Raw genomic sequence first — 23,610 nt, 5'->3', positions numbered from 1 at the left:
CGGATCAGTTCGCCGCCGCCGGACGCGCCTTGGGCTGCCACATGGCGTTGACGATCACCCACCGGTCGCCGAACCGGCCCAGATGGAAGAAGTCGGTGAACCAGGGCGTCTCGACCCGGGCCACGGCCACGTCGCCGGCGATGTCCAGCACCTTCACCGAACGGCTCCACTGGTCCTTCGGGGTCTTCAGCACGCCCTGTTTCGTCAGGTCCACCAGCTCCTCCTTGGTCATGCGGCGCAGGCCCAGCATCTCGTCCGGATTGGGACGCACCGCGCGCTTGGCGAGGTCCGGGTGCAGCGAGCGGGCGACGCGGGCGGCGTCGCCTTCGAGCTGGCCGTCCACATAGTCGTAGGCCACGGCCTCCACGGCCTTCACCTGCGCCGGGTCCAGGGCCGTAACAGGCGCGGACGCCACGACGGCGGCGGCGAGAAACGAAGCGAACATGCAATATCCCCCAAGGTCTGTTGCGGCGCCGTATGCCGCCCGTAACCCCTTTTGACACATGAACAATTCTTCATTCCGCCCGCCGCTTTTTCGCCTCAAGCGGACGGTTGAGCTTGTTAGGAAAGATCACCCGCCACAGGAGACGATAGAGATGTCCAAGCCCAAGACCTGGCTCCTCGCCGGAGCCGCCCTGGCGCTGCTCGCCGGGGCCGGCGCGGCCGCGGCCCAGCCCGACGGAGACGGCAAGGCCGGGGCGCAACCCCGGCGCCACGTCCACATGCGCCACGGCGACCCCGCCCAGCACCTCAGGGACATCCTGCAACTGCGCCCCGACCAGGAGCCGGCGCTGAAGGCCTTCCTCGAGGCGACCAAGGCCGGACACGACCGCGGCGGGGCCCGCTTCGAGCGCGACGAGACGAAGACCACGCTGGAGCGCCTGAACGACATGGAAGCCCGAATGGCGAGGCATCAGGCCGCCATGAAGACGCGCATCGACGCGACGCGGACCTTCTACGGCCAGCTCGACGCCAAGCAGAAGAAGGCGTTCGACGCCATGCCGATGCTGATGTTCGCGGGTCCGGGCTTCGGCCCCGTGCCGATGCCGCATATGGCTCTCCGCATGCCGATGCCCCCCATGCCGCCGGCGCCGCCCGCGCCCCCGGCCCCGCCGTCGCCGCCCGGGGAGTAAGCGCGGCAGCCGCTTGCGAGGCGGCCCGCCGGGCCTTAAGCGAAGGCCGATGATCCCGGCGCCCGCCTTTCTCGCCAATCCCGAGCGCTTCATGGCGTTCTCGCGCTGGGCCGCCCCGCTGTTCGGCGTGATCGCGGTCGCGCTGGCCGCCGCCGGCCTGTGGCTGGGCTTCACCGCGCCCGAGGACTACCAGCAGGGCCTGACGGTCCGGATCATGTTCATCCACGTCCCCGCCGCCTGGATGAGCATGTTCGTCTATTCATGCCTAGGGATCGCCAGCCTGCTCGCCCTGGTCTTCCGCCACGTGCTGGCCGACGCCGCGGCCCAGGCCGCCGCCCCGCTGGGCGCCGCCTTCACCTTCCTCGCCCTGGTCACCGGCTCGCTATGGGGCCGGCCCATGTGGGGCGCCTGGTGGGTGTGGGACGCGCGGCTCACCTCGGTGCTGGTGCTGTTCCTCTTCTATCTCGCCTACATCGCCCTCCGCGCCTCGCTGGACGACGAGACCAAGGCCGCCCGCGCCGCGGCGATCCTCGCCCTGGTGGGCCTCGTGAACCTGCCGGTCGTCCACTGGAGCGTGGAGTGGTGGAATTCGCTCCACCAGGGCGCCTCGGTGTTCCGGGGCGAGGGTCCGGCCATGCCGCCGGTCTACCTCTGGCCGCTGGGGCTGATGGCGCTGGCCTACATGGCCGCCTTCGGGTCGCTGTGGCTGGTGCGGATCCGCGGCGAGGTCTGGCGCCGCCGGGCCGAGGCCGCCGCCCTGCGTGCGGCGAGGGCTTAAGACCATGCCCGACTATTCCGCCTACATCTGGCCGTCGTTCATCGTCACAGGCGTGGTCTTCGCCGGGATGGTCTGGACGTCGCTGGCGCACGCCCGCCGCTGGAAGCGCCGCTTCCAGGAGCTGAACGGCAAATGAGCCGCTGGCTGGCCCTCGCCCCGCTGATCGTGCTGGTCGCGCTGGGCCTGCTGTTCGGGCTCTACGCGCTGAACCGCAATCCGCAGGTGCAGCCCCAGGCCCTGGTCGGCAAGCCGGCCCCGGCCATCGCCCTGCCCACCCTCGCCGAGGGCCAGCCGGTCTCGATCCGCGAGGCGGCCTCGGAAGGCCCGATCCTGGTCAACTTCTTCGCCTCCTGGTGTGCGCCCTGCGAGATCGAGCATCCCGTCATCATGGGCCTGAAGGGCCAGCCCGTCCGCGTGGTGGGGGTCGCCTACAAGGACGCGCCCCAGAACACGGCGGCCTTCCTCGACCGGCTGGGGAACCCCTACGCCGAGGTGCTGGTGGACCGGGACGGCCGGGCCGGGGTCGAGTTCGGCGTCACCGGGGTGCCCGAGACCTATGTGGTGGGCCGCGACGGCCTGGTGATCGCCAAGCACACCGGACCCCTCACCGAGACCGACGCCCAGCGCCTGGCGAAGCTCGCCCGTTAACCCGCCGTTGACCGGCGCGCGGCCAAGTCTTGCGGGCGCGTTAACCATGTTCGGGCCCCGCTCGTGACCGCTATCCGCCCAGGCCTTTCCTCCCAGGTTCCGCCACAGCCCGCGACGCGGCCCCTCGACCCGGGCCGGGCGGCGGCCCAGCGGGCGTTCTTCGCCGCGGCTCTTGGTCAGGCGACCGCCGCACCCGGTTCCGCGCCCAAGCCAACTCTGGCCGCCCCCACGCCGGGCCGCATCCCTGATCCCGCGCCCAGTCCGGCCGGCGAGCCGCCCAAGCGGATTCTGCGCCCCGGATCGCTGCTGGACATCCGCGTCTGACCGCCAGGTTCCACGGCTAAGCCCCCTGCCGCCGCCCTCTGGCGCGAGCTTTATGGCGAGCCCCCGCCCGCGACGGGAACGGGGCCGGCGGACGGCGCCCTGATGCTTGGGATGATCATGGGGAGGCTGCCCGAGGTCGGCTACGAGCGCCTGCGCACCCCGCACCTGCGGCCGTCGGCCGACGTCGTGATGCCGAAGCCGCCCCGGGCCTAGGCCGCCTTCTTGACCTTCTTCTTGGCCTTGGGAGCCTTCGCGGCCTTGGCCGGTTTGGGGGCCTTCGGCGCCTTGGCCTTCTTGGCGGGTTTTTCCTCGCCGCCCTCCAGGGCCTCGCCGGCCCGCACCAGTTCCTTCAGCAGGCGCACGAAGGTCTCGCGCTTGACCCGGCCCGTGATCAGCTTCAGGAGCTTGGCGTCGGCGGCGGCCATCTTCGGCTGGGCCTCGGCCAGCGTCGCCTGCCCCTCGGACGTCAGGCGCACGGCATTGGCCCGGGCGTCCGACGAGGACCGTTCCCGGGCCAGCAGGCCCTTGGCGATCATCCGCGCGGCCATGTCCGCCAGGGTGGAGCGGTCGATGCCGGTGGCGCGGACGAGGTCGGTCTGGGTCGCGCCCTCGTGGGCGGCGACGGCGGCCAGGACGGCGTACTGGCGCTGGGTGATCCCGCCGGGGCCGAACTCGGCGGCGTAGCCGTCCAGCGCCTGCTGCACGGCGCGATGGAGGAGATGGCTGGGCGACTGGTCCAGGGCGGCCACCGCGGCCTTCGCCCGGGTCTTGCCTTTGGCCATGTCGCACCGTCCCCCAACTGGCTTGGACCGCCGGAGGATTAGCCGTTCAATGCGACGGTTTGACGACGGACGATCTGTCTCGGGGGAGCCTGTGCCGCGGCCCTATTCCGTGGGCACGTCCGGCGGCGGCGGCGGGACCTCGCTCGCCTTCATGTATCGCATCAGCAGCGGCGCCTGGGCCAGGCCGAAGAGGGCGCTCAGCACCCGGATGCCGATGGTGTCCCAGGTGACCCAGGTCGCCTCGGGCTGGGTCTTCCAGATGACGAAGTTCGCCACCCCGATCCCCAGGCAGAAGAACCCGTAGCGCAGGCCCAGCGTCCGCCAGGCCTCGTCCGGCAGGGAGAGCGCCCAGCCCATCACGGCCTTGATCGGATTTCGCTTCAGCGCCACCCCGCCCAGCAGCAGGGCCGAGAGGAACAGGTTCACGAAGGTGGGCCGGTTCTTCAGGATCCAGTCCTGCTTGAAGTAGAGCGTCAGCCCGCCGAACACGATGCCCAGGACCGCCACGAACAGCGGCAGCCAGGCGATGCGGCGCTCGACCACCAGGCCGACGACGAGGGCGATCAGCCCCACGACGATCGACACGCCGGTGGCCTTCATGAAGTCGCGCCCGCCGAGGAAGTAGGCCAGCAGGAACGAGACGGGCGCCGAGAAGTCGACGAAGTAGCGGATCCAGTCGCGGGTGCGTTGGGTCATCGGACGGGCTCCGAAAGGCCCACGAGGCTGCGGGCGAAGGCGCGCGCGTCGAACGCCTGCAGGTCCTCGATCCCCTCGCCGACGCCGACCAGCTTGATGGGGCTGTCCGAGGCCTGCGCCACGGGCACCAGCACCCCGCCGCGCGCGGTGCCGTCCAGCTTGGTCATGACGATGCCCGAGACGCCGATCTGGTTGCCGAAGATGTTCTCCTGGGCCAGCGCGTTGCGGCCCACCGTGGCGTCCAGCACCAGCAGGGTTTCGTGCGGGGCGTCGGGATCGACCTTCTTCACCACCCGGATGACCTTGGTGAGTTCGTCCATCAGGCCCTGCTTGTTCTGGAGGCGGCCGGCGGTGTCGATCAGCACCACGTCATAGCCCTGGGCCTTGGCCCGCTCCACGGCGTCGAAGGCCAGGCCCGCCGCGTCCGAGCCCGTGGGCCTCGACATGAAGTCGGCCTTCGCCCGTTCGGCCCAGACCTTGAGCTGTTCCACGGCGGCGGCGCGGAAGGTGTCGCCGGCCACCACCAGCACCTTGGCCCCCCGGCCGGTGAGGTCGGCGGCGATCTTGCCCAGGGTCGTGGTCTTGCCCGAGCCGTTCACGCCGATGAACAGGACCACATAGGGCTTCGGGCCCGACAGCGGGTCGAAGGTCCCCTGGCGGCCGGAGAGCTCGTCGCCGATGGCCTGGGCCAGCGCCTCCTTGATCTCGGCCTCGCCCACGTCCTTGCCGAACTTCTCCTTGGCGAAGCGCTCGGTGATGCGGGCGGCGGAATGGGGGCCGAGGTCCGCCTCGATGAGCATCTCCTCGAGCTCGTCGAGCTTGGCCTGGTCGAGGGGCTCCTTGGCCGTGAAGACCTGGGCGATCTGCTCGCCCATCTGCTTCGAGGACTTCGTGAGCCCCTGGGTGAGCCGCTGGAACCAGCCGCGTTTCGGTTCGGACATGGGTTGGGCTTCTAGCCGGGAGCTTGCCGCGCGTCACCTGGGACCGCATGAGTGGGGCATGGACGCGCTCGCCGCCAGCCTCACCGTGCTCGACTACGCCGCCGTCGCCGTGTTCGGCGCCTCCGGGGCGCTGGCCGCCGCGCGAGCCAAGCACGACATCATCACCTTCGGCTTCTTCGCCGCCGTCACCGGGGTGGGCGGAGGGACGCTGCGCGACCTGCTGATCGACGCGCCGGTCTTCTGGGTGCAGCGGCCGGAGTACCTCGTCGTCTGCCTGGCGGCGGCGGTGGCGGTCTGGATCTTCGGCTGGGGCCAGGGGCGCGAGCGCCTGCTGCTGTGGCTGGATGCGCTGGGCATGGCCGCCTACGCCATCGTGGGCGCCCTGAAGGCCATCTCGCTGGGCGTCTCGCCGCTGGCCTCCGTCGTCATGGGCGTGCTCACCGCCACTTTCGGCGGGGTGCTGCGCGACGTCCTGGCCCATGAGCCGTCGGTGCTGCTGCGGCGCGAGCTCTACGTCACGCCAGCCCTGCTGGGCGCGGCGGCCTTCGTGGCGCTCGACGCGGCCGGCGTCCCGCTGCTGGCGGCCCAGGTCGCGGGCTTCCTCACCGCCTTCGCGGTACGGGCGGGCGCGATCCTGTTCGGCTGGCAGATGCCGGGGTTCCCGGGGCGCGCCCCGCCCGCCTAGGCGTCGCGGTCGGGGTGCTGGTAGCTGGTGATCGTCTCGTAGTAGCCGGGCGGCGGCTCCAGCACCTCCAGCTCGGTGACGTGGGCCACCCAGCCGGGCATGCTCTGGGGCTCGAGCTGGATCACGGGGACGATCTCGGCCGCGCGGTCGAAGGCGAAGATCGTCAGGTCGATGGTCTTGTCGGTCTCGAAGGTCAGCGGCGTGCCGCATCCCGGGCAGAAGCCCCGGCGGACCTTGTTCGAGCTCTGGAAGCGGCTGGGCTCGTCGCCCGTCCAGGTGAGGTCCTGCGCCTTCACCGTCACGAAGGCGCCGAACGGCCCGGCGAGCGCCTTCTGGCACATGCGGCAGTGGCAGATGCTGGGCCGCCCCAGCTCGCCGTCCACCCGGAAGCGGACCTTCCCGCACTGGCAACCGCCCGACCAGCTCATGCCGCGACCCTCTCCTCGACGTGGGCGATGGCCCGCTTGCCGTCGTGGCCGGTGACCACGAGGTCGGCGAGGCCGCCCACCGCCGCCTCGCCGGTGAAGGCGATCTCGGTGAAATCCGGAGCGCGCGCCACGCCCGGACGTTCCACCAGGCCGCTCAGCGTTCGGCCCACCTGACGCTCCAGGTGGCGGACGAGCGCCGCCTCGCCCGCCGCGCGCAGCCGCGCGGCCCGGGCCTTCACCACCTCGCGGGGAAGCTGCGGCATCCGCGCCGCCGGCGTGCCGGGCCGGGGGCTGAAGGGGAAGACGTGCAGGAAGGAGAGCCCCGCCGCTTCCACCAGCTTCAGCGTGTTCTCGAACATCTCGTCCGTCTCGGTCGGGAAACCCGCGATCAGGTCGGCGCCGAAGGCGGTGTCGGGCCGCACGGCGCGCACGCTCTCGACCAGCTTCAGGGCGTCCGCCCGGAGGTGCCGGCGCTTCATGCGCTTCAGGATCATGTCGTCCCCGGCCTGCAGGCTGAGGTGCAGGTAGGGCATGAGCCGGGGTTCCTCGCCCAGGCAGCGCAGCAGGTCTGCGTCGATCTCGGCCGCATCGATCGAGGACAGGCGCAGGCGGGGCAGCTCGGGGACGAGCTTGAGGATGCGCGCGACGAGCTGGCCCAGCGTCGGCTGGCCCGGCAGGTCGGCGCCCCAGCTCGTCACGTCGACGCCGGTGAGCACCACTTCCTGGTAGCCTTCGGCCGCCAGCCGGCGAACCTGCTCGACCACCTCGCCCGCCGCGGCCGAACGCGAGTTCCCGCGGCCATAGGGGATGATGCAGAAGGTGCAGCGGTGGTCGCAGCCGTTCTGGACCTCGACATAGGCCCGGGCGCGATCCTTCAGGCCGTCGATCAGGTGCCCGGCGGTCTCGCGCACGCTCATGATGTCGTTGACGCGCACGCGGCCCTCGGCCGTCGGCGCATAGGCCCCGGCCTGGCTCTTCTCGGCGTTGCCCAGCACGAGGTCGACCTCGTCCATGGCCGCGAAGGCGGCGGGGTCGATCTGGGCCGCGCAGCCGGTGACGATCACCTTGGCGCCAGGCCGCTCGCGGCGGGCCTTGCGGATCGCCTGCCGCGCCTGGCGCACGGCCTCGCCCGTCACCGCGCAGGTGTTGAAGACGATGGCGTCGGTGAGCCCGTCCTCGGCCGCCCGCTTGCGGATGACCTCGCTCTCGTAGGCGTTCAGCCGGCAGCCGAACGTGACGATGTCGACGTCCGCTCCTCCCCCATCGGGGGAGGGGGACCGCGAAGCGGTGGAGGGGGCCGGCCCCCCGCGCGGCGCTTCAGGCAAGCCCCCTCCACCCTGCTGCGCAGGGTCCCCCTCCCCCGATGGGGGAGGAGAAAAGGCGAGGGCCCGACCGCTCACGGCAGCTCGCCCTGGAAGTCGACGGCCGCGGGGCCGGTCATGATCACGTGGCCGTCGGCGCGCCACTCGATGAACAGCTCCCCGCCGTCCAGCTCCATCGTCGCGTGGCGGCCGATCAGGTCGCGGCGGGAAGCCGCCACCATGGCCGCGCAGGCGCCGGTGCCGCAGGCCTTGGTCAGGCCGGCGCCCCGCTCCCAGACCCGAAGGCGGATGCGGTCGCGGCCCTTGATCTGGGCGAAGCCGACGTTGACGTGCTCGGGGAACAGCGGGTGCTTCTCGATGACGGGCCCGGCCTCGGCGGCCGGGGCAGCCTCGGCGTCCGGCACGAAGAACACCACGTGCGGATTGCCCATGGAGACGCACCCCGGCGGGGCCATCAGGTCGGCGTGGTGGTAGAGCACGACGTCGAGGGCGCGGGTGTCGTGCTCCTCGGAGAGCGGGATCTCGCGCCAGTCGAGGCGCGGCTCGCCCATGTCGACGCTGACCAGCCGGTCGCCGGCGCGGGTGGCGGTCAGCCGTCCCGCCCTGGTCTCGATGACCGCCTCGTCCCTGCCGCTCGCCTGCATCAGCAGCCAGCCGACGCAGCGCGTGCCGTTGCCGCAGGCCCCGACCTCCTCGCCGTCGGCGTTCCAGAACCGCACGCGGGCGTCGGCGCCCTCGACGGGCTCGATGGCGATGAGCTGGTCGCAGCCGATCCCGCTCGCGCGGTCGGCGATCGCGCGCACCTCCTCCGCGGTGGGGGCGAAGGGAGCGGAGCGGGTCTCGACCACGACGAAGTCGTTGCCGAGCCCGTTCATCTTGAGGAACGGACGGCCCATGGCGGCGGACATATAGGCGAGAAGCGGCCCAAAGGCACGCCGGGGGCAGACAATCGCGGCGAAGCCCGGCTAGATCGGGGCATGAAGATGCTCGCCGGCGCGCTCGCCGCCCTCCTGCTCACCGCCCCCTCCGCTATTGCTCAGGACGATCCCTACCTCTGGCTCGAGGAGGTCGAGAGCCCCAGGGCGCTCGCCTGGGCCGAGGCCGAGAACGCCCGCACCGCCGGGGTGCTGGAGACCGACCCGCGCTACCAGCCGATGCTGGCCGAGGCGCGCGCCATCTTCACCGCCAGGGACCGCATCCCGACGCCGCGCTTCCGGGCCGGCGGGATCGACAACCTGTGGCAGGACGCCGAGCATCCGCACGGCCTGTGGCGGCACGCGAGCGAGGCCTCGTACCGCACCGCCGACCCGGCCTGGGAGACTCTGATCGACGTCGACGCGCTGTCCAAGGCCGAGGGCAGGAACTGGTTCTTCAAGGGCGCGACCTGCCTGAAGCCGCAGGAAACGCTCTGCCTCGTCCGCCTCTCCGACGGGGGCGGCGACGCCGTCGAGCTCCGCGAGTTCGACACCAGCACCAAGGCCTTCGTCGCGGGCGGCTTTCGCTTCGCCGAGGCCAAGCAGTACGTCGAGTGGCTGGACCGCGACACCCTGGTGGTCGGCCGCGAGTGGACGCCCGGCGAGGTCACCGAGTCCGGCTATCCCTATGTGCTGAAGATCGTCGGCCGCGACGGCGCCGCGCGCGAGATCTTCCGGGGGCGCAAGACCGACGTCTGGGCCCAGCCCGTCGTGCTGCGCGGCGAGGGCGGGCGGGCCGACGGCCTGATCGTCGACCGGGGTCTCTCCTTCTTCGAGGCCGAGTTCAGCCTCGTGACCGACAAGGGCCTCGTCCCCATCGCCCTGCCGAAGAAGACCCGGGAAGAGGCCTATGTGGACGGCCAAGTCTTGTTCAGCCTGCAGGAGGCCTGGGGCGGCTTCCAGCCGGGCGCCGTCGTCGCCTACGACCTCGCGGCCCTCAAGGCCGACGCGGCCAAGGCCCGACCCACGCTGGTCTTCCAGCCCGGCCCGCGCCAGGCGGTGCAGCAGGTGGCCGCCACCGACGGACGGCTGATCGTCACCCTGCTCGAGGACGTGAAGGGCGCGGTCGACGCCTACGACTTCGCGGACGGCCGCTGGAGCGGCAAGCGCCTGCCGTTGCCGGCGGACGCCAATATCCAGCTCGTGGACACGGCCGGGAGCGACGACGAGCTGTTCGTCACCGTCGAGGGCTTCCTGACCCCCACCAGCCTGTGGCTGGCTGATGCGGCGTCGGGCGAGGCGGCGCAGGTCAAGGCCCTGCCGGCCCGCTTCGACGCCTCGACCCATGTGGTGGAACAGTTCTGGGCGACCTCGTCCGACGGAGCCAAGATCCCCTACTTCTTGGTGCGCCCGAAGGCGGCGAAGCTCGACGGCTCGCTGCCGACGCTGATGTACGGCTACGGCGGCTTCCAGCTCGCCAAGCCGCCGATCTACATGCCCGAGGCCGGCAAGCTCTGGATGGAGCGCGGCGGCGCCTACGTCATCGCCAACATCCGGGGCGGCGGCGAGTTCGGCCCGGCCTGGCACCAGGCGGTGCTGCGCGAGAAACGGCAACTGGCCTTCGACGACTTCGCCGCCGTGGCCCGCGACCTCGCCGCCCGCAGGATCACCTCGGCCCGCAGGCTGGGCATCTACGGCCGCTCGAACGGCGGCGTGCTGACCACCGTCTCCATGACCCAGCACCCCGAGCTCTGGAACGCCGTCGTGGTGGAAAGCCCGCTGATCGACATGCTGCGCTACCACAAGCTGTCGGCGGGCGCGTCCTGGGTCGGCGAATACGGGAACCCGGACGTGCCGGAAGACCGCGCCTTCATCGCCAAATACTCCGGCTACCAGAACCTCAAGCCGGGCGTGCGGTACCCGCTGGCCTACATCACGACCAACACGCGGGACGACCGGGTCCACCCGGGCCACGCCCGCAAGTTCGCCGCGCGGCTGAAGGAACTGGGCGTCCCCTACCTCTACTACGAGCAGACGTTCGGCGGGCACGCCAACGACGCCGACCCCGAGCTGAACGCCCGCCGGTGGGCCCGGCACTACGTGTACCTGGCCCAGCGGCTGATGGACTGATCACACCCGCTCGATGGCGGCGGCCGTGTCGTCGATCATGCCGACGATGCGGTCGAGTTCGTCCTCGGTGACCGGCCGCGACAGCCGCGTCTTAAGCGCCATGCCGAGGTTCATCATGGCCCGTCCCACCCGCGGCCGGACGGGACCGGCGCTCCGTGCGGCCTCCTCCATGCGGGCGAATACGGCCTCGACGCCCGTGCGGTTGGCGTCCAGCGCCGCGCGGCCCTGGTCGGTGATCTCGTAGAGCTTGCGGCCGGTCTCGCCGCCGGCCAGGGCGACCAGGCCCTCGTCCTCCAGCAGGGCGAGCGTCGGATAGATGACCCCGGCGCTCGGGCGGTAGGCGCCGCCGGTGCGCTCCTCCAGCTCCTTGATCAGTTCGTAGCCGTGGCGCGGCTGCTCCTCGAGCAGCGCCAGGATCACGAAGCGCAGGTCGCCGTGCTCGAAGAACCGGCCGAAGCGGCGGCCGCGCCGGTGCTGATGGTGCTCGTGATGGTGGCCCATGCGGCCGAAGCCGCGCCCGCCACGTCCGGGATGATGTGCAAATCGCATGTGTTCAGACCCTATTTAGATATGTCTTATTGTTCGATACATCGAAACCGTATCGTCGCGCAAGCTATTTCGATTGTGTCGAATCAGGTCGGCCGCTTCAGGCATCCCCTTCAGGCGTCCTTGAGCACCTCGGCCAGCAGGCGGCCCTCGGCGCGGCGGTTCGAACCCGCCCGCCAGGCCACCACGATCTCGCGCGCCGGATGGTCGGCGGCGATCGGGCGGACGGCCACCGGCGCGGACTCGGTCAGGCCCGACGCCACCGCCATCCGGGGAATGAAGGTGACCCCCAGGCCCGATCCCACCATCTGGACCACGGTCGGCAGGGACGTGGCCGCGAACGGCTCCTCCCCGGCTCCGGCGCGGGGCGGATTGAGACGGCAGGCCGACAACGCGTGCTCGCGCAGGCAGTGGCCGTCCTCCAGCAGGATCAGGTTCTCGCGTTCCAGGTCGTCCGGGTTCGTCGCCTTCTGGGCGGCCAGCGGATGGTTGGCCGGAAGGGCCGCCAGCAGTTCGTCGTCCGCCACATGCGCCCATTCGAGGCCCGCCATGTCGAAGGGCAGGGCGATCAGCGCGGCGTCCAGCCGCCCGGCCTTGAGCTGGGCGATCAGGCGCTGGGTCAGGTCCTCGCGCAGATAGAGCTTCAGCTTCGGGAACCGCTCGCGCAGCAGCGGCAGGGCCCGGGGCAGCAGGAAGGGCGCGATGGTCGGGATGACGCCCAGCCGGAAGCGGCCGGTGAGCGGCTGGCCGGCGTTCTTGGCCGCCTCCACCAGCTCCTCGGCCTCGTTCAGGATCACCGTCGCCCGGCGCAGCGCCTCCTCGCCCACCGGCGTCAGGATGACGCCCGAGCGGGCCCGATCGACCACCGGCGCGCCGAGGGTCCGCTCCAGCTCCTGGATGCCGGCGGACAGCGTGGGCTGGGTGACGTGGGCGGCCTCGGCCGCACGCCCGAAGGCGCCGTGTTCGGCGAGCAGCTTCAGGTACTGGAGCTGGCGGATGGTGGGCAGCATGGGCGATCCTTCCGGCCGGATCATAGTTCCGTTCTATGCGACTTCCAAAAACAATCGATTGGTCAGTTGAACGGGCGATCCCTATCTCAAAGGGCGGCGGGACGTCTCTCCCACCCCCGCCGATCCTGCCGACGCCGCGCCGCACACACCCGCGGCTTCGGTCAAGGTCCGGGCGGCGCCCTCTCCCCCCTGCGCCGCCCGGGCGCCCCCCTTCAGTCCAGATCCGCCAAGGCCTCGGCCAGCCGGGCGACGCCGGCGGCCATGCCGCGCGCCGGGAAGCCCGAGAATCCGAGCAGCAGGCCGGGCCGCGCCGGGGCCTTCCGGTAGAGCGGGCTGATCGCCCGGGCGTAGAGCCCCCGCCGCGCCGCCGCCTCCTGCACCGCCAGGTCGTCCTGGCCGTCCCTCAGGAAGGCCATCAGGTGCAGGCCCTGGTCGGGAACGTCCACCTCCACCCGGTCGCCGAGGCGGGCTCGCAGGGCCTGCGCCAGGGCGTCGCGCTGGGCGCGGTAGGCCAGGCGCCGCCGGCGGATGTGGGCCGCGAACTGGCCGCTCTCCATGAAGTCGAGCACGATGGCCTGGGTCACCGTCGGCGGCTGGCGGTCGGTCAGCGCGCGCGCCTTGGCCAGCGCCGCCACGAGAGACCTGGGGGCGACCATGTAACCGAGCCTCAGGCCCGGGAAGAGCGCCTTGTTGAGGGTGCCGACGTAGATCACCCGCTCGCCGCCATCGAGCCCCTGCAGCGAGGCGAGCGGCGGGCCCGAGTAGCGGAACTCGGCCGAATAGTCGTCCTCGACGATCCAGGCCCCGGCCGCCCGCGCCCAGGCCAGCAGCTCCAGCCTGCGGCCCATGGTGAGGGTGACGCCCAGCGGGTACTGGTGCGACGGCGTGACGAAGGCCAGCCGGGCCCGGGGCGCGGCGGCGACGCCCGCGGCCACGTCCAGGCCCGAGGCGTCCACCGGGATCGCATGGGTCTGGGCGCCGGCGGCGTCCAGGGCGTGCCAGGTCGGCTGGTAGCCGGGGTCCTCCATCCACACCGGATCGCCGGGCGCCAGCAGGACCCGAAGCGCGATGTCCACCGCGTGCTGCGCCCCGGCGGTCACGATCACCTGGTCCGGTTCGCACACCACGCCGCGCGCGGCCCGCAGGTAGTCGGCCACCGCCGCCCGCAGCCGGGGCTCGCCGCGCGGGTCCGAGTAGCCGAAATGGACAGGGTCCAGCGTGCGCAGCGCGCGGCGCGTGGACTTCGCCCAGGCGTCCAGCGCCCGGGCGTCCATCAGGGTGCGGCCGTTGGAGAACATCCGCGCCTCGGGCGCCGTGGGCGGCGGGAAGGCCAGGCCGTCGAGTTCGCGGGCCCTCGACGGCAGTTCGGGCGGCGGCTCCGGCGCGGGCTCGGCCCGGGGCGCCTTCAGGTCCAGCACCCCCGAGAGATCCCCCGAGACGTAGGCCCCCGAACCCCGGCGCGCCGTCACATAGCCCTCGGCCGACAGGAGCTCGTAGGCCGCCACCACCGAGGCCCGCGCCACGCCCAGGCGGGCGGCGAGGTCGCGGCTGGACGGCAGGCGCCCGCCAGGTTTCAGGGCGCCCGCGTGGATGGCGCCGCGCACCTGGTCATAGACGTGGCGGGTCACCGGCCCGCCCGCCGCCGGCGGCTCCCAGGGATAGATGTCGGCCCAGCTCATGGCGCCTCAAGTGGTCTGTCCAGAAGTCCGGAACTGGACCTGCCCTCTAGACCACACATGGCCTAGGTGCGGAACCCTTCGAGACTGGAGTTCCGCCGATGGACGACGCCACGGGTCATCCCGCCTTCTCCCCGACCGAGCGCTCCCGCGTGCGCCGGCGGCCTCAGCGGGCGCGCTACGACGAGGCTGCGGTGTTCGAGGTGCTCGACGCCGGGCTGATGGCCCATGTGGGCTACGTGATCGACGGCCAGCCCTTCGTCACCCCGACCGCCTACTGGCGCGAGGGCCGCCGCCTCTACTGGCACGGCGCGGCGGCCAGCCGGATGCTGAGGGTCGTGGGCGAGGGCGCGCCGGTCTGCGTGACGGTGAGCTTCCTGGACGGCCTGATCGTCGGGCGGACCGGGATCACGCACTCGCTGAACTACCGTTCGGTCATGGCCTTCGGCCGGGCCCGGATCGTCGAGGACGCGGAGGCCAAGCGGGCCGCCATGGACGCCTTCATCGACCGGCTCTATGCGGGCCGCCCCCTCAAGCTGCGCCCAACGACGGATGAGGAGCTCGCCCGCATCGTCCTCGTGGAAATGGAGATCGAGGAGGCCTCGGCGAAGACCCGCCGGTCCGACGGATCGGACCTCGTGGCCGAGGAGGGCTGGGCGGCCTGGTGCGGCGTGCTGCCCGTGGAGACGCGGATCGGCGCACCCCTGCCCGCGCCGGCGATGGCGGGCGAGCGCCCGGCGAGCGCCGACCTCGCCCCCTATGCGGAAGGGGCGCCGCTCGACGCGGCGCTGGCCGAGGCCAGCCGGGCGGCGGCCTCAGGCCGGCTCGAAGCTTAAGGGGCCTCCCCAGAAGGTCTCGACCAGGCTGTTCTGGGCGCCCGGCTCGCCGGTGGTCAGGAACCGGCGCAGGCCCGAGCGGCCGGGGTCGAATTCCGGATGCCGCTCCAGGTAGCGCGCGAGCGCGTCGGCCGTCGCCTCGGGCTGGCGGATCAGGGGCGTGCCGGGCGGCAGCGCGGCCTGGAAGATGTCCGCCACGATCTCGTAGTGGGTGCAGCCCAGGATGGCCCGGTCGGGGGCCCGGCCGATGCGGGTCTTCAGCGCCTGGACGTGGCCCTGGATCACCTGCGCCAGCTCGTCGCGCGCGGCGCCGGCCTCGATCATCCGGGCCAGTTCCGGGCAGGGCTCGGAGAAGACGGCCACGTCCTGGCGGCGCTTGTCGATCTCGATCTCATAGACCCGGCTCCTGGCCGTCGCGGGCGTCGAGAAGACGCCCAGCACGTCCAGCTTCTCCACCTTGTCGCCCCGGCGCTCGGCCTCGTGCTCCCAGGGAAGGCCGGTGGCCGCCTCGATGGTCGGCACCACGATGCCGAGCACGTTGAGGGCGCGGCCCGTCTCGCGCCGGTAGTCGGGCAGCCAGGTCTGCTGCAGGCGGCGCAGCGCCACGCTGGCGGCGGTGTTGCAGGCCAGGACCACGAGGTCGCAGCCTTCCTCGAACAGCCGGATGCAGCCCGCCTTGGTGAGCGCCACGATCTCCTCGCCGGGCCGCCCGCCGTAAGGCGCGTTCGCCTGGTCGGCGAGATAGACGAAGTCGGCGTCGGGGAAGCGCTCCACGAGCCTGTGGTGGACGGTCAGGCCGCCCACGCCGGAATCGAAGACACCAATGGCCATGACCGGTGCTTAAACGGCGTCGCGCGGCGCCGCCAGCGGCCTATGGGGCCGACGGCGCCTGCAGGCAGATGACCGCGCAGCTCGCCGCGGAGGCGACGCACGTGGGATTGCCGGCTTCGGGATATCGCCACGCGGCGGAGTCCACCGGCCGGCACCAGCTCTCGCCGCCGGCGACGCGCCAGAGCTTCTGCCCGTAGGCGTCGTGGTAGTGGCAGACCAGCCCGGTGTGGAGAAGCTCCGCGCCATCGAACGGGATCGGCAGGGTCGGGTCCGGCTCGGTCGCGCGGCTCTGGGGGTAGAACGGGCCCGGCGTGCGGAAGTCGGCGGTGCAGGCGACCTGCACCGGGGTGGCGTTCGGCGGCGGCGGCGTCTGCGCCCCGGCCGCCGCGCCCCAGACGATCAGCGCGCCCGCGCCGGCGATGGCCATCCCGGGTTTCATGACCGCCCCGCCGCCTACAGGCAGCTCACGTAGCAGGTCGGGTCCGAGCCCACGATCACGCCGGCCGGGACGGGATAGCAGTTGCCGTCCGGGTTCCAGAAGCCCGTGCTCTTGGTGCAGTTCTTGGCCGTCGGGATGGTATAGGAGAAGCTCCCGTACCGGCAGATGAGCTGGCCGCCGTCCACGGTCACCAGGGTCAGCTTGAGCTCGGCGCCGTTCTGGTCGACCCGGCTGTAGCCGGCCGGCGTCGTCACCGTGGCCGGGATGGATGGCGGGCAGGTGAGCTTCTGGGGCGCCGCCGGCGGAGCGGGCGCCTTGCCGGCCGGCGAGGGCTGCGGGATCTGGGCCAGGGCCGCGGCGGGCGCGATCGCCAGGACGGCGGCGAGGACGGCGGGGACGAGCTTGGGCATGGGACCTCCCACGTTGATCATTGGCAGCGGGCGTAGCAAGGGCCGGGCGAGGGAATGCCCGGCGGCGCGATGAAGCAGGTCCCGTCCGACTGCCGCCAGGGACCGGAGGCCCGGACGCAGCCGGTCGCGGTCGAGCGCACGGTGATGCTGCCGTAGCTGCAGTAGAGCTGCCCGCCGTCGACCTCCATGTAGTCCAGGTCGATCGTGGTGCTCGTCGGATTGACCCGCGAGAAGCCGGCGGGCGCCGGCGGGTTGGCCGGAAGGGTCTTCGGACAGGTGATCGTCTGGCCTGCGGGCGGCGCATTGGCCGGCGGCGCCTGAGACGCCTGGGCCAGGGCCGCCGTCGCGGTGAACAGGACGGCGGCCAGCGCCCCGCCGGAAATCGTCTTCAGCATCATGCGAACCCCCGATTCGCGAACAAGCTAGACCAGGGACCGGGGTCGCGCGACGCCGTTATGCGGCGGTCCTCAGGCGAAGAGGTCGCCTTGGGCGACGGCCTTGGGCGTCACGACGGCCGCGCCCTCCATGGCCAGCAGCTTCAGCTTGGTGTCGACGCCGCCGCGGGCCGAGAAGCCGCCGGGCTTGCCGCCGGCCGCCGTCACCCGATGGCAGGGCACGACGATCGGCCATGGGTTCTTGCCGAGCGCCTGGCCGACGTCGCGGGCGAGCAGCTTGTCGCCCAGCTTCTCGGCGATCTGGCCGTAGGTGAGGGTCTCGCCGGGCGGGATGGCGCGGGCGATCTCGTAGACGCGGGCGTGGAACTGCGGCGTGCGCGACAGGTCGAGCGGCGCGTCCGTCAGGTCGGCCTTCTCGCCGCGCATCAGCGCCTGGACCCCCTCGATCGTCGGCGAAAGCGAGGCCGGCGGCGGGACCTCCACGGCGTCCGGGAAGCGGCGCAGGAAGCTCCGGCGGGCGGTGTCCTTCTCGCGCTCGGGCAGGTGACAGGCGACGAGGCCCGCGTCGTTCCACGCGATCCCGGCGAAGCCGATGGCGGTTTCGAAGAGGGCGTATCGGGTCATGGCGGGAAGATAGTGCGTCGCGCCGAAAGCCGCTGGCGGCTTTCGGACATGCTAGGCCAGGGTCTTCTGGGCGCGCGTCCGCTGATTTCTTGACTCGAAGTTCTCCACGGGCGCATAAGCGCGCCCTTCCGGCCCTGATCTCGGTCAGCGCCCTCCACCGCCACGACCCCCATCACCATATGGGACGAGGGCGGCGAGGCCCCCCGTCGACGCAATCGTCCACGGGGGTCGATCGCGTTTGGGGCCATAGGAGTGAGCTTTGTTCGACGCGCTTTCTGATCGGCTGACATCCGTCTTCGACCGGCTTTCCGGTCGCGGCGTGCTGTCCGAGAAGGACATCGACGAGGCGATGCGCGAGGTCCGCGTCGCCCTGCTCGAGGCCGACGTCGCCCTGCCGGTCGTGCGGGCGTTCATCGAGAAGGCCAAGGAGCGCGCCACCGGCGAGGCGGTGATCCGCGCGGTCAAGCCGGCCGACCAGGTCATCAAGATCACCTACGACGGCCTCGTCGAGATGCTGGGCGGCGAGGGCGAGCCCGAGGGCCTGCGCCTCTCGCAGAATCCGCCGACCGTGATCCTGATGTCGGGCCTCCAGGGCTCGGGCAAGACCACCACCGCCGGCAAGCTCGCGCTGCGCCTCGCCAAGGAACGCAAGAAGGTCCTGCTGGCCTCGCTCGACACGCGGCGCCCGGCGGCCATGGAGCAGCTCGCCCTGCTGGCCGCCCAGGCGGGCGTGGACAGCCTGCCGATCGTGCCCGGCCAGGCCGCGCCCGACATCACCCGGCGCGCGCTGTCGGCCGCCAAGCTGCAGGGCTACGACGTCCTCATCCTCGACACCGCCGGCCGTACGACGCTGGACGAGGCGATGATGGCCGAGGCGGCCGAGATCGCGAGGATCTCGAACCCGTCCGAGACCCTGCTGGTCGCCGACGCGCTCACCGGCCAGGACGCGGTGCGCACCGCCAAGGCCTTCCACGAGCGCCTGCCGCTGACCGGCCTGGTGCTGACCCGGGCCGACGGCGACGGCCGCGGCGGCGCGGCGCTGTCCATGCGGGCCGTCACCGGCCTGCCGATCAAGTTCCTCGGCGTCTCCGAGAAGATCGACGGCCTCGACGCCTTCGACGCCCACCGGGTGGCCGGCCGCATCCTGGGCCGGGGCGACGTGGTCGCCCTCGTCGAGAAGGCCGCCCAGGACCTCGACGTGGCCAAGGCCGAGGCCATGGCCAAGAAGCTGGCCAAGGGCCAGTTCGACCTCGACATGATGGCCGAGCAGCTCCGCCAGATGAAGCGCATGGGCGGCATGGAAGGCCTGATGGGCCTGCTCCCCGGCGTCCAGAAGATGAAGAAGCAGATCGCCGAGAGCGGGATCAGCGACAAGACCTTCGACCGCCAGATCGCGATCATCTCCTCGATGACCAAGGCCGAGCGCCGGAAGCCCGACATCCTGGCCGCCTCCCGCAAGCGGCGCGTCGCGGCCGGCGCCGGCGTCGACGTGGCCGAGGTGAACCGGCTGCTCAAGCAGCACCGCCAGATGGCCGACGCCTTCAAGGCGCTCTCCAAGAACGGCGGCAAGGGCTTCGGCCAGATGGCCAAGATGCTCGGCGGCGGGAACATGGACATGGGCGAGCTCGCCCAGATGACCGGCCAGCCCGCGCCCACCCCCGAACAGATGGAGGAGATGGCCGCCAAGCTGAAAGGCCTCGGCGGTCCCGGTCTCCCGAAACTTCCCGGCCTCGGCGGCGGCCTGCCGCCGGGCTTCAATCCCTTCAAGAAATAGATTTCAGACCAAGGACTTACGACAATGCTGAAGATCCGTCTCGCCCGTGGCGGCGCCAAGAAGCGCCCCTACTACTCGATCGTCGTCGCCGACAGCCATTCGCCCCGCGACGGCCGCTTCATCGAGAAGGTGGGTTCCTACAACCCGCTCCTGAAGAAGGACGACCCGAACCGCGTCGTGCTGAAGGCCGAGCGCATCCAGGAGTGGCTGAAGAAGGGCGCCCAGCCCACCGACCGCGTCGCCCGCGAACTCGCCAAGCTGAGCCTGGTCAAGTGGGAAGCCGGCAACAACCCGAAGAAGGGCGAGCCCGGCCAGAAGGCCAAGGAACGCGCCGAGGAGCGCGCCCAGCGCGAGGCCGACCGCGCCGCCGCCGCCGAGGAAGCCAAGAACGCCCCGGCGCCCGAGCCCGAGCCCGTCGCCGAGGAAGCCGCTCCTGAGGCGGCTCCGGCCGAAGAGGCTCCGGCCGCGGAAGCCGCCGCCGAAGAAGCCGCCCCCGAAGCGGCTCCGGCCGAAGGCGAAGAGCAAGCCTAAGCTATCCGGGTGGGCGACAGCCTCATCCTCGTGGGCCGCGTCGCGGGCGCCTTCGGCGTCCGCGGCGAGGTCCGCATCACCAGCTTCACGGCCGATCCCCTGGCCCTGCTGGACTACCGCGAGCTGAAGCGCGAGGACGGCTCACCCGGTCTCACGCTGCTGTCCGGCCGCCCCGCCAAGGGCGGCCTCGTCGTGCGCGCCCGGGAAGTCGAGACCCGTGAACAGGCGGAAGGCCTGCGTGGCCTGCGCCTCTACATCCCGCGCGACATCCTGCCCGAGCCAGACGAGGACGAGTTCTACGTCACCGACCTGATCGGCCTGTCCGTGGAGACGCCCGAGGGCGAGCCCCTGGGCCGCGTGAAGCACGTCCAGGACTTCGGGGCCGGCGACCTGCTCGAGATCGAGCCCCCCGAGGGCGCCTCCTGGTACCTGCCCTTCACCCGCGAGGCCGTGCCCGAGGTGCGCATCGCCGAGGGCCGGATCGTGGCCGTCCGGCCCGAAGAGGTGGAGTAGCCCCCTTCCCTCCCCATCATGGGGAGGGTGGCGACCCCGGACCTGGTCCGGGGGAGACGGGTGGGGGAGCGGCGTTCAAGCGTCGAGCTCGCCACCCGGTCATGACCTCCCCACCCTCGCTCGCCTCCCGGCGAGCGTTTCCCTCCCCATCAAGGGAGGGAAGGCCCTACGTCTTCCGCATCCGCATCAGGCCTTCCTGGGCGCAGGAGGCCACCAGGGCCCCGTCCGAGGCGCGGTAGATCTGGCCCAGGTTGAAGCCCCGGCCGCCCGAGGCCGACGGGCTCTCCTGGACGTACAGGTGCCATTCGTTGAAGTCGGTCGGCCGGTGGAACCACATGGCGTGGTCCAGGCTCGCCGTCTGCATCCCCGGCGTCTGCCAGTTGACCCCGTGCGGCCGAAGACCGGTGCCGAGCAGGCTCATGTCCGAGGCGTAGGCCAGGATCACCTGCTGCATGCGCGGGTCGTCGCCGATGGCGTCCTTGGCCCGGAACCAGACGAGCTGGCGGGGCTCGACCTTGGGCGGGTTCGGCGTGTCGAACCGGCCGCCCACGGTGCGCATCTCGATCGGCTGCGGCCGGTCGAGCCATTCCTTCATGCGCGCCGGCGCATCCTTCAGCAGGCGGCGCTGGACCTCGCGGTCGTCCTCAACCGTGTCCCAGTGCGGCGCCTCCGGCATCTGCGCCTGGTGCTCGTAGCCTTCTTCGGCGACCTGGAAGGAGGCGGCGAGGTTGAAGATCTGCTGGCCGTGCTGGACCGCGATCACCCGGCGCGTCGTGAAGCTGCCGCCGTCGCGGGAGCGGTCCACGTCGAAGATGATCGGCACGTTCGGGTCGCCGGGCCGGATGAAGTAGCAGTGCAGCGAGTGGCAGAGCCGGTCCTCGACCGTCTCATAGGCCGCCAGCAGCGACTGGGCGATCACCTGGCCGCCATAGATGCGGATGCGCGACTCCTCGTCGGGCGTCACGCCCCGGAAGAGGTTCACCTCCAGACGCTCCAGCTTCAGCGTCTGCATGAGGGTCTGGGTGTCCATCGGCAAGTCGGGCTTTGCTGCAAGTGCGAAGGCGGACGCCTTACGCGCGGGCGGCGGACGCCGCAAGGCTTGACGCGGCGACGTTTGCGGCGCCCTAGCAGCGTCCATGTCCTTCGACTGCACCGTGCTGACCATGTTCCCCGAGGCCTTTCCCGGGCCGCTGGGCGTCTCGCTCATCGGCACGGCCTGGCGCGAGCAGGGCCTTTGGTCATTGGAAACAGTGGACATTCGGGCCTTTTCCAAGGATAAGCGCGGCTTCCTCGACGACACCCCCGCGGGTGGCGGCCCGGGGCAGGTCATGCGGGCGGACGTCATCGCCTCCGCGCTGGACAGCGTGGATCGGCGCGGGCGGCCGCTTTTGTACATGTCCGCCCGGGGGAGGCCCCTGACCCAGGCCCGCGTGCGGGAATGGGCCAAGGGTCCCGGCCTGATCGTCCTGTGCGGGCGGTTCGAGGGCGTGGACCAGCGGGTGCTCGACGCCCGGGGGTTCGAGGAGGTCGCGGTCGGCGACGCGGTGCTTGCCGGCGGCGAGTCCGCGGCGATGGTGGCGATCGAGGCGTGCGTACGGCTCGTGCCCGGTGTGTTGGGCCAGGCCGAGAGTTTGAGTGAAGAGAGTTTCGAGGACGGGCTCCTCGAGCATCCGCAGTACACCAGGCCGCGGACGTTCGAAGGGCTCGACATCCCCGAGGTGCTCCTGTCGGGCCACCATGCCGAAGTGCGGAAGTGGCGCGAGAAGCAGCGCGAAGACGTCACGCGGGAGCGGCGGCCGGACCTCTGGGCGCAGCGTACCGCCAATCAACAGGCAAAGGGCGAGTAAAGCCCAGTAAGGACAGACGACGATGAACGTGATCGAACAGCTCCGCAAGGAAGAGGCCGACCGCCTCCTGGAGAAGCGCAAGATCCCCGAGTTCCGCCCGGGCGACACCGTGCGCGTGAACGTGCGGATCAAGGAAGGCGACCGTGAGCGCGTGCAGGCCTACGAAGGCGTGTGCATCGCCCGGTCCGGCCAGGGCGTGGACGAGAGCTTCACCGTCCGCAAGATTTCGTTCGGGGAAGGCGTGGAGCGCCTGTTCCCCGTGATGTCGCCGATGATCGAGTCGATCGAGGTGAAGCGCCGCGGCGTCGTCCGTCGCGCCAAGCTCTATTACCTGCGCGACCGCCGCGGCAAGTCGGCCCGGATCGCCGAACGCCAGATGACGGCGGCGTCCAAGGACGAGGCCCCGGAAGCCTAGGGCCTTCCGCGCGTTGGAATTCAAGGCGGCGGCCGCAGCGATGCGGCCGCCGTTTCGCTGTGAGGGCGGCCATGGGCGACCTTAGGCAGTACGAGACCCGCGACGGCCCCATGCTGGGCTTCGCCAGCGACGTCTATGTCGCCCGCTCCCTCGAGCTCTACGGGGAGTACTGCCCGGGCGAACGCCGGCTGTTCGATCAGCTGGTCAGGCCGGGCCACGCCGTCGTCGAGATCGGCGCGAACATCGGCAGCCACACCGTCGCCCTGGCGCGGGCCTGCGCGCCCGGGACGCTCTACGCCTTCGAACCCCAGCAACGGGTGTTCCAGGTCTTGTGCGCCAATCTGGCCCTCAATGGCGTGACGAATGCGCTCGCCTATCCCCAGGCGTGCGGCGAGGCCCCCGGCTGGGCCGTCGTGCCGCCGGTCGACTACGCCTTGACCCGGAACCCCGGCGGAGTCTCGCTCCAGGCCGATGGCGCGGACGGAGTGCGGACCCAGGTCGTGGCCCTCGACGACCTGGAGCTTCCCGCCTGCGACCTTATCAAGGTCGATGTCGAGGGCTTCGAACCCGCCGTCCTGCGGGGCGCGGCCCGCACCATCGCCCGCCACCGGCCCATTCTTTACGTCGAGAACGATCGCGCCCGGAACCAGCAGACGGTCCTCGACCTGATCCACGGCCACGGGTACCGGATGCACTGGTACATGCCGAAGCTCTTCGACGCCGACAACTTCCGCGGCAATCCCGAGAACGTCTTCTCGGGGATCGTCTCGCTGAACGTGCTGGCCATCCCCGCCGAGCGCCCGAGCAACATCCCCACCGCCCCGATCGACCCGGCGAACTGGCGCTCGCCGATCCCCCTGAGCTAGGACCAATCCACATTCAGGATTCCCATGCCTGAAAGGTGCTGAATCAATCGGTCTCCGGGTTTGTGATTCGGAGCGGGTTGATGAGCGTGAAGCGCTACGAGCTGAGCGGGAAGCAA

Annotated in this window: 29 protein-coding genes; 13 read left to right on the top strand and 16 right to left on the bottom strand. The window is 71.4% G+C overall.

Features of this window, described 5'->3' with window-relative positions; all coding sequences use genetic code 11:
• Positions 1-4 precede the first annotated feature (4 nt).
• On the bottom strand, positions 5-445 hold the full coding sequence (locus tag ACK4TT_RS05900) for a nuclear transport factor 2 family protein (protein WP_410212630.1): 441 nt from the start codon (positions 443-445) through the stop codon (positions 5-7).
• A 151-nt stretch (positions 446-596) separates the two neighbouring features.
• Here ACK4TT_RS05900 and ACK4TT_RS05895 point away from each other — a divergent pair, with 151 nt between their 5' ends.
• From ACK4TT_RS05895 to ACK4TT_RS05880, 4 genes are read left to right on the top strand one after another with little or no spacing between them, the layout of a single operon-like run.
• Positions 597-1,133, top strand: coding sequence for a Spy/CpxP family protein refolding chaperone (locus tag ACK4TT_RS05895; protein WP_409633594.1), 537 nt, complete (start codon positions 597-599; stop codon positions 1,131-1,133).
• A gap of 49 nt (positions 1,134-1,182) precedes the next feature.
• Positions 1,183-1,911, top strand: coding sequence for a heme ABC transporter permease CcmC (ccmC, locus tag ACK4TT_RS05890; RefSeq protein ID WP_409633592.1), 729 nt, complete (start codon positions 1,183-1,185; stop codon positions 1,909-1,911).
• A 4-nt stretch (positions 1,912-1,915) separates the two neighbouring features.
• Complete coding sequence (ccmD, locus tag ACK4TT_RS05885) at positions 1,916-2,047, top strand: heme exporter protein CcmD (RefSeq protein ID WP_409633590.1); 132 nt, start codon at positions 1,916-1,918, stop codon at positions 2,045-2,047.
• Positions 2,044-2,559 (top strand): DsbE family thiol:disulfide interchange protein, encoded by a 516-nt coding sequence (locus tag ACK4TT_RS05880; RefSeq protein WP_410212629.1) that lies wholly within the window; start codon positions 2,044-2,046, stop codon positions 2,557-2,559. The genes ccmD and ACK4TT_RS05880 overlap by 4 nt, the downstream gene beginning before the upstream one ends.
• A gap of 533 nt (positions 2,560-3,092) precedes the next feature.
• Here ACK4TT_RS05880 and ACK4TT_RS05875 read toward each other — a convergent pair.
• The 3 genes from ACK4TT_RS05875 to ftsY all read right to left on the bottom strand — a co-directional run bounded on the left by ACK4TT_RS05875 (position 3,093) and on the right by ftsY (position 5,302).
• The gene (locus ACK4TT_RS05875; RefSeq protein ID WP_410212628.1) at positions 3,093-3,665 is read right to left on the bottom strand and encodes a MarR family winged helix-turn-helix transcriptional regulator; all 573 of its coding nucleotides are present in this window, start codon (positions 3,663-3,665) and stop codon (positions 3,093-3,095) included.
• A 102-nt stretch (positions 3,666-3,767) separates the two neighbouring features.
• A complete protein-coding gene (locus tag ACK4TT_RS05870; RefSeq protein ID WP_409633582.1) occupies positions 3,768-4,361 on the bottom strand; it encodes an inner membrane-spanning protein YciB in 594 nt (197 codons plus the stop codon).
• Positions 4,358-5,302, bottom strand: coding sequence for a signal recognition particle-docking protein FtsY (gene ftsY, locus ACK4TT_RS05865; RefSeq protein WP_409633580.1), 945 nt, complete (start codon positions 5,300-5,302; stop codon positions 4,358-4,360). The genes ACK4TT_RS05870 and ftsY overlap by 4 nt, the downstream gene beginning before the upstream one ends.
• A gap of 58 nt (positions 5,303-5,360) precedes the next feature.
• On the opposite strand from ftsY, the gene ACK4TT_RS05860 reads away from it, so the two are divergent.
• Positions 5,361-5,987, top strand: coding sequence for a trimeric intracellular cation channel family protein (locus ACK4TT_RS05860; protein WP_409633578.1), 627 nt, complete (start codon positions 5,361-5,363; stop codon positions 5,985-5,987).
• Here ACK4TT_RS05860 and ACK4TT_RS05855 read toward each other — a convergent pair.
• From ACK4TT_RS05855 to dapF, 3 genes are read right to left on the bottom strand one after another with little or no spacing between them, the layout of a single operon-like run.
• Entirely contained in the window at positions 5,984-6,415 is a 432-nt protein-coding gene (locus ACK4TT_RS05855) for a GFA family protein (RefSeq protein ID WP_409633576.1), read from the bottom strand. The two genes, ACK4TT_RS05860 and ACK4TT_RS05855, sit on opposite strands and share 4 nt — an antisense overlap.
• Positions 6,412-7,815, bottom strand: a complete 1,404-nt coding sequence (gene mtaB, locus ACK4TT_RS05850) for a tRNA (N(6)-L-threonylcarbamoyladenosine(37)-C(2))-methylthiotransferase MtaB (RefSeq protein WP_410212627.1) — start codon at positions 7,813-7,815, stop codon at positions 6,412-6,414. The genes ACK4TT_RS05855 and mtaB overlap by 4 nt, the downstream gene beginning before the upstream one ends.
• Positions 7,812-8,633, bottom strand: a complete 822-nt coding sequence (dapF, locus tag ACK4TT_RS05845) for a diaminopimelate epimerase (RefSeq protein ID WP_410212626.1) — start codon at positions 8,631-8,633, stop codon at positions 7,812-7,814. Before dapF ends, mtaB begins: the two co-directional genes overlap by 4 nt.
• A gap of 81 nt (positions 8,634-8,714) precedes the next feature.
• On the opposite strand from dapF, the gene ACK4TT_RS05840 reads away from it, so the two are divergent.
• Positions 8,715-10,781, top strand: a complete 2,067-nt coding sequence (locus ACK4TT_RS05840) for a prolyl oligopeptidase family serine peptidase (RefSeq protein ID WP_410212625.1) — start codon at positions 8,715-8,717, stop codon at positions 10,779-10,781.
• On the opposite strand, the gene ACK4TT_RS05835 is transcribed toward ACK4TT_RS05840, so the two are convergent.
• The 3 genes from ACK4TT_RS05835 to ACK4TT_RS05825 form a co-directional block, all read right to left on the bottom strand.
• Positions 10,782-11,330, bottom strand: a complete 549-nt coding sequence (locus tag ACK4TT_RS05835; protein ID WP_410212624.1) for a PadR family transcriptional regulator — start codon at positions 11,328-11,330, stop codon at positions 10,782-10,784.
• A 110-nt stretch (positions 11,331-11,440) separates the two neighbouring features.
• Positions 11,441-12,337, bottom strand: a complete 897-nt coding sequence (locus ACK4TT_RS05830; protein WP_409633566.1) for a hydrogen peroxide-inducible genes activator — start codon at positions 12,335-12,337, stop codon at positions 11,441-11,443.
• Between the two features lie 212 nt (positions 12,338-12,549).
• Positions 12,550-14,016 (bottom strand): PLP-dependent aminotransferase family protein, encoded by a 1,467-nt coding sequence (locus tag ACK4TT_RS05825; RefSeq protein ID WP_409633564.1) that lies wholly within the window; start codon positions 14,014-14,016, stop codon positions 12,550-12,552.
• A 98-nt stretch (positions 14,017-14,114) separates the two neighbouring features.
• Here ACK4TT_RS05825 and ACK4TT_RS05820 point away from each other — a divergent pair, with 98 nt between their 5' ends.
• Positions 14,115-14,849, top strand: a complete 735-nt coding sequence (locus tag ACK4TT_RS05820; protein WP_409633562.1) for a pyridoxamine 5'-phosphate oxidase family protein — start codon at positions 14,115-14,117, stop codon at positions 14,847-14,849.
• Here the strand turns inward: ACK4TT_RS05820 and ACK4TT_RS05815 are convergent.
• The 5 genes from ACK4TT_RS05815 to ACK4TT_RS05795 form a co-directional block, all read right to left on the bottom strand.
• Positions 14,829-15,680 carry a glutamate racemase gene (locus ACK4TT_RS05815; protein ID WP_409633560.1) on the bottom strand — a complete coding sequence of 284 codons (852 nt, stop codon included), beginning with the start codon at positions 15,678-15,680 and terminating at the stop codon, positions 14,829-14,831. The two genes, ACK4TT_RS05820 and ACK4TT_RS05815, sit on opposite strands and share 21 nt — an antisense overlap.
• Before the next feature lie 40 nt (positions 15,681-15,720).
• A complete protein-coding gene (locus tag ACK4TT_RS05810; protein WP_409633558.1) occupies positions 15,721-16,119 on the bottom strand; it encodes a hypothetical protein in 399 nt (132 codons plus the stop codon).
• Between the two features lie 14 nt (positions 16,120-16,133).
• Positions 16,134-16,529 (bottom strand): hypothetical protein, encoded by a 396-nt coding sequence (locus tag ACK4TT_RS05805; protein ID WP_409633556.1) that lies wholly within the window; start codon positions 16,527-16,529, stop codon positions 16,134-16,136.
• A 17-nt stretch (positions 16,530-16,546) separates the two neighbouring features.
• A complete protein-coding gene (locus ACK4TT_RS05800; protein ID WP_410212623.1) occupies positions 16,547-16,924 on the bottom strand; it encodes a hypothetical protein in 378 nt (125 codons plus the stop codon).
• Between the two features lie 72 nt (positions 16,925-16,996).
• Positions 16,997-17,548, bottom strand: coding sequence for a methylated-DNA--[protein]-cysteine S-methyltransferase (locus tag ACK4TT_RS05795; RefSeq protein WP_410212622.1), 552 nt, complete (start codon positions 17,546-17,548; stop codon positions 16,997-16,999).
• 259 nt (positions 17,549-17,807) lie between these two features.
• On the opposite strand from ACK4TT_RS05795, the gene ffh reads away from it, so the two are divergent.
• The 3 genes from ffh to rimM are packed head-to-tail and all read left to right on the top strand — an operon-like array spanning position 17,808 to position 20,366.
• Positions 17,808-19,322: a signal recognition particle protein gene (gene ffh, locus ACK4TT_RS05790; RefSeq protein ID WP_409633550.1), complete on the top strand. Its 1,515-nt coding sequence runs from the start codon at positions 17,808-17,810 to the stop codon at positions 19,320-19,322.
• 24 nt (positions 19,323-19,346) lie between these two features.
• Positions 19,347-19,853, top strand: coding sequence for a 30S ribosomal protein S16 (rpsP, locus tag ACK4TT_RS05785; protein ID WP_410212621.1), 507 nt, complete (start codon positions 19,347-19,349; stop codon positions 19,851-19,853).
• A gap of 9 nt (positions 19,854-19,862) precedes the next feature.
• Complete coding sequence (gene rimM, locus ACK4TT_RS05780) at positions 19,863-20,366, top strand: ribosome maturation factor RimM (protein WP_409633546.1); 504 nt, start codon at positions 19,863-19,865, stop codon at positions 20,364-20,366.
• Positions 20,367-20,532: 166 nt separating this feature from the next.
• Here the strand turns inward: rimM and ACK4TT_RS05775 are convergent, their stop codons facing one another.
• Entirely contained in the window at positions 20,533-21,396 is an 864-nt protein-coding gene (locus ACK4TT_RS05775) for an acyl-CoA thioesterase (RefSeq protein WP_409633544.1), read from the bottom strand.
• 106 nt (positions 21,397-21,502) lie between these two features.
• Here ACK4TT_RS05775 and trmD point away from each other — a divergent pair, with 106 nt between their 5' ends.
• The 3 genes from trmD to ACK4TT_RS05760 all read left to right on the top strand — a co-directional run bounded on the left by trmD (position 21,503) and on the right by ACK4TT_RS05760 (position 23,494).
• On the top strand, positions 21,503-22,213 hold the full coding sequence (trmD, locus tag ACK4TT_RS05770; RefSeq protein ID WP_409633542.1) for a tRNA (guanosine(37)-N1)-methyltransferase TrmD: 711 nt from the start codon (positions 21,503-21,505) through the stop codon (positions 22,211-22,213).
• Positions 22,214-22,235: 22 nt separating this feature from the next.
• Entirely contained in the window at positions 22,236-22,628 is a 393-nt protein-coding gene (rplS, locus tag ACK4TT_RS05765) for a 50S ribosomal protein L19 (protein WP_409633540.1), read from the top strand.
• Between the two features lie 71 nt (positions 22,629-22,699).
• Positions 22,700-23,494 (top strand): FkbM family methyltransferase, encoded by a 795-nt coding sequence (locus tag ACK4TT_RS05760; RefSeq protein WP_409633538.1) that lies wholly within the window; start codon positions 22,700-22,702, stop codon positions 23,492-23,494.
• Positions 23,495-23,610: the final 116 nt, after the last annotated feature.

This window comes from Phenylobacterium sp., from assembly GCF_046463815.1.
Classification (GTDB): Bacteria; Pseudomonadota; Alphaproteobacteria; order Caulobacterales; family Caulobacteraceae; genus Phenylobacterium.
The sequence above is the reverse complement of the archived record's forward strand: the minus strand, read 5'-3'. Positions and strand labels throughout refer to the sequence as shown.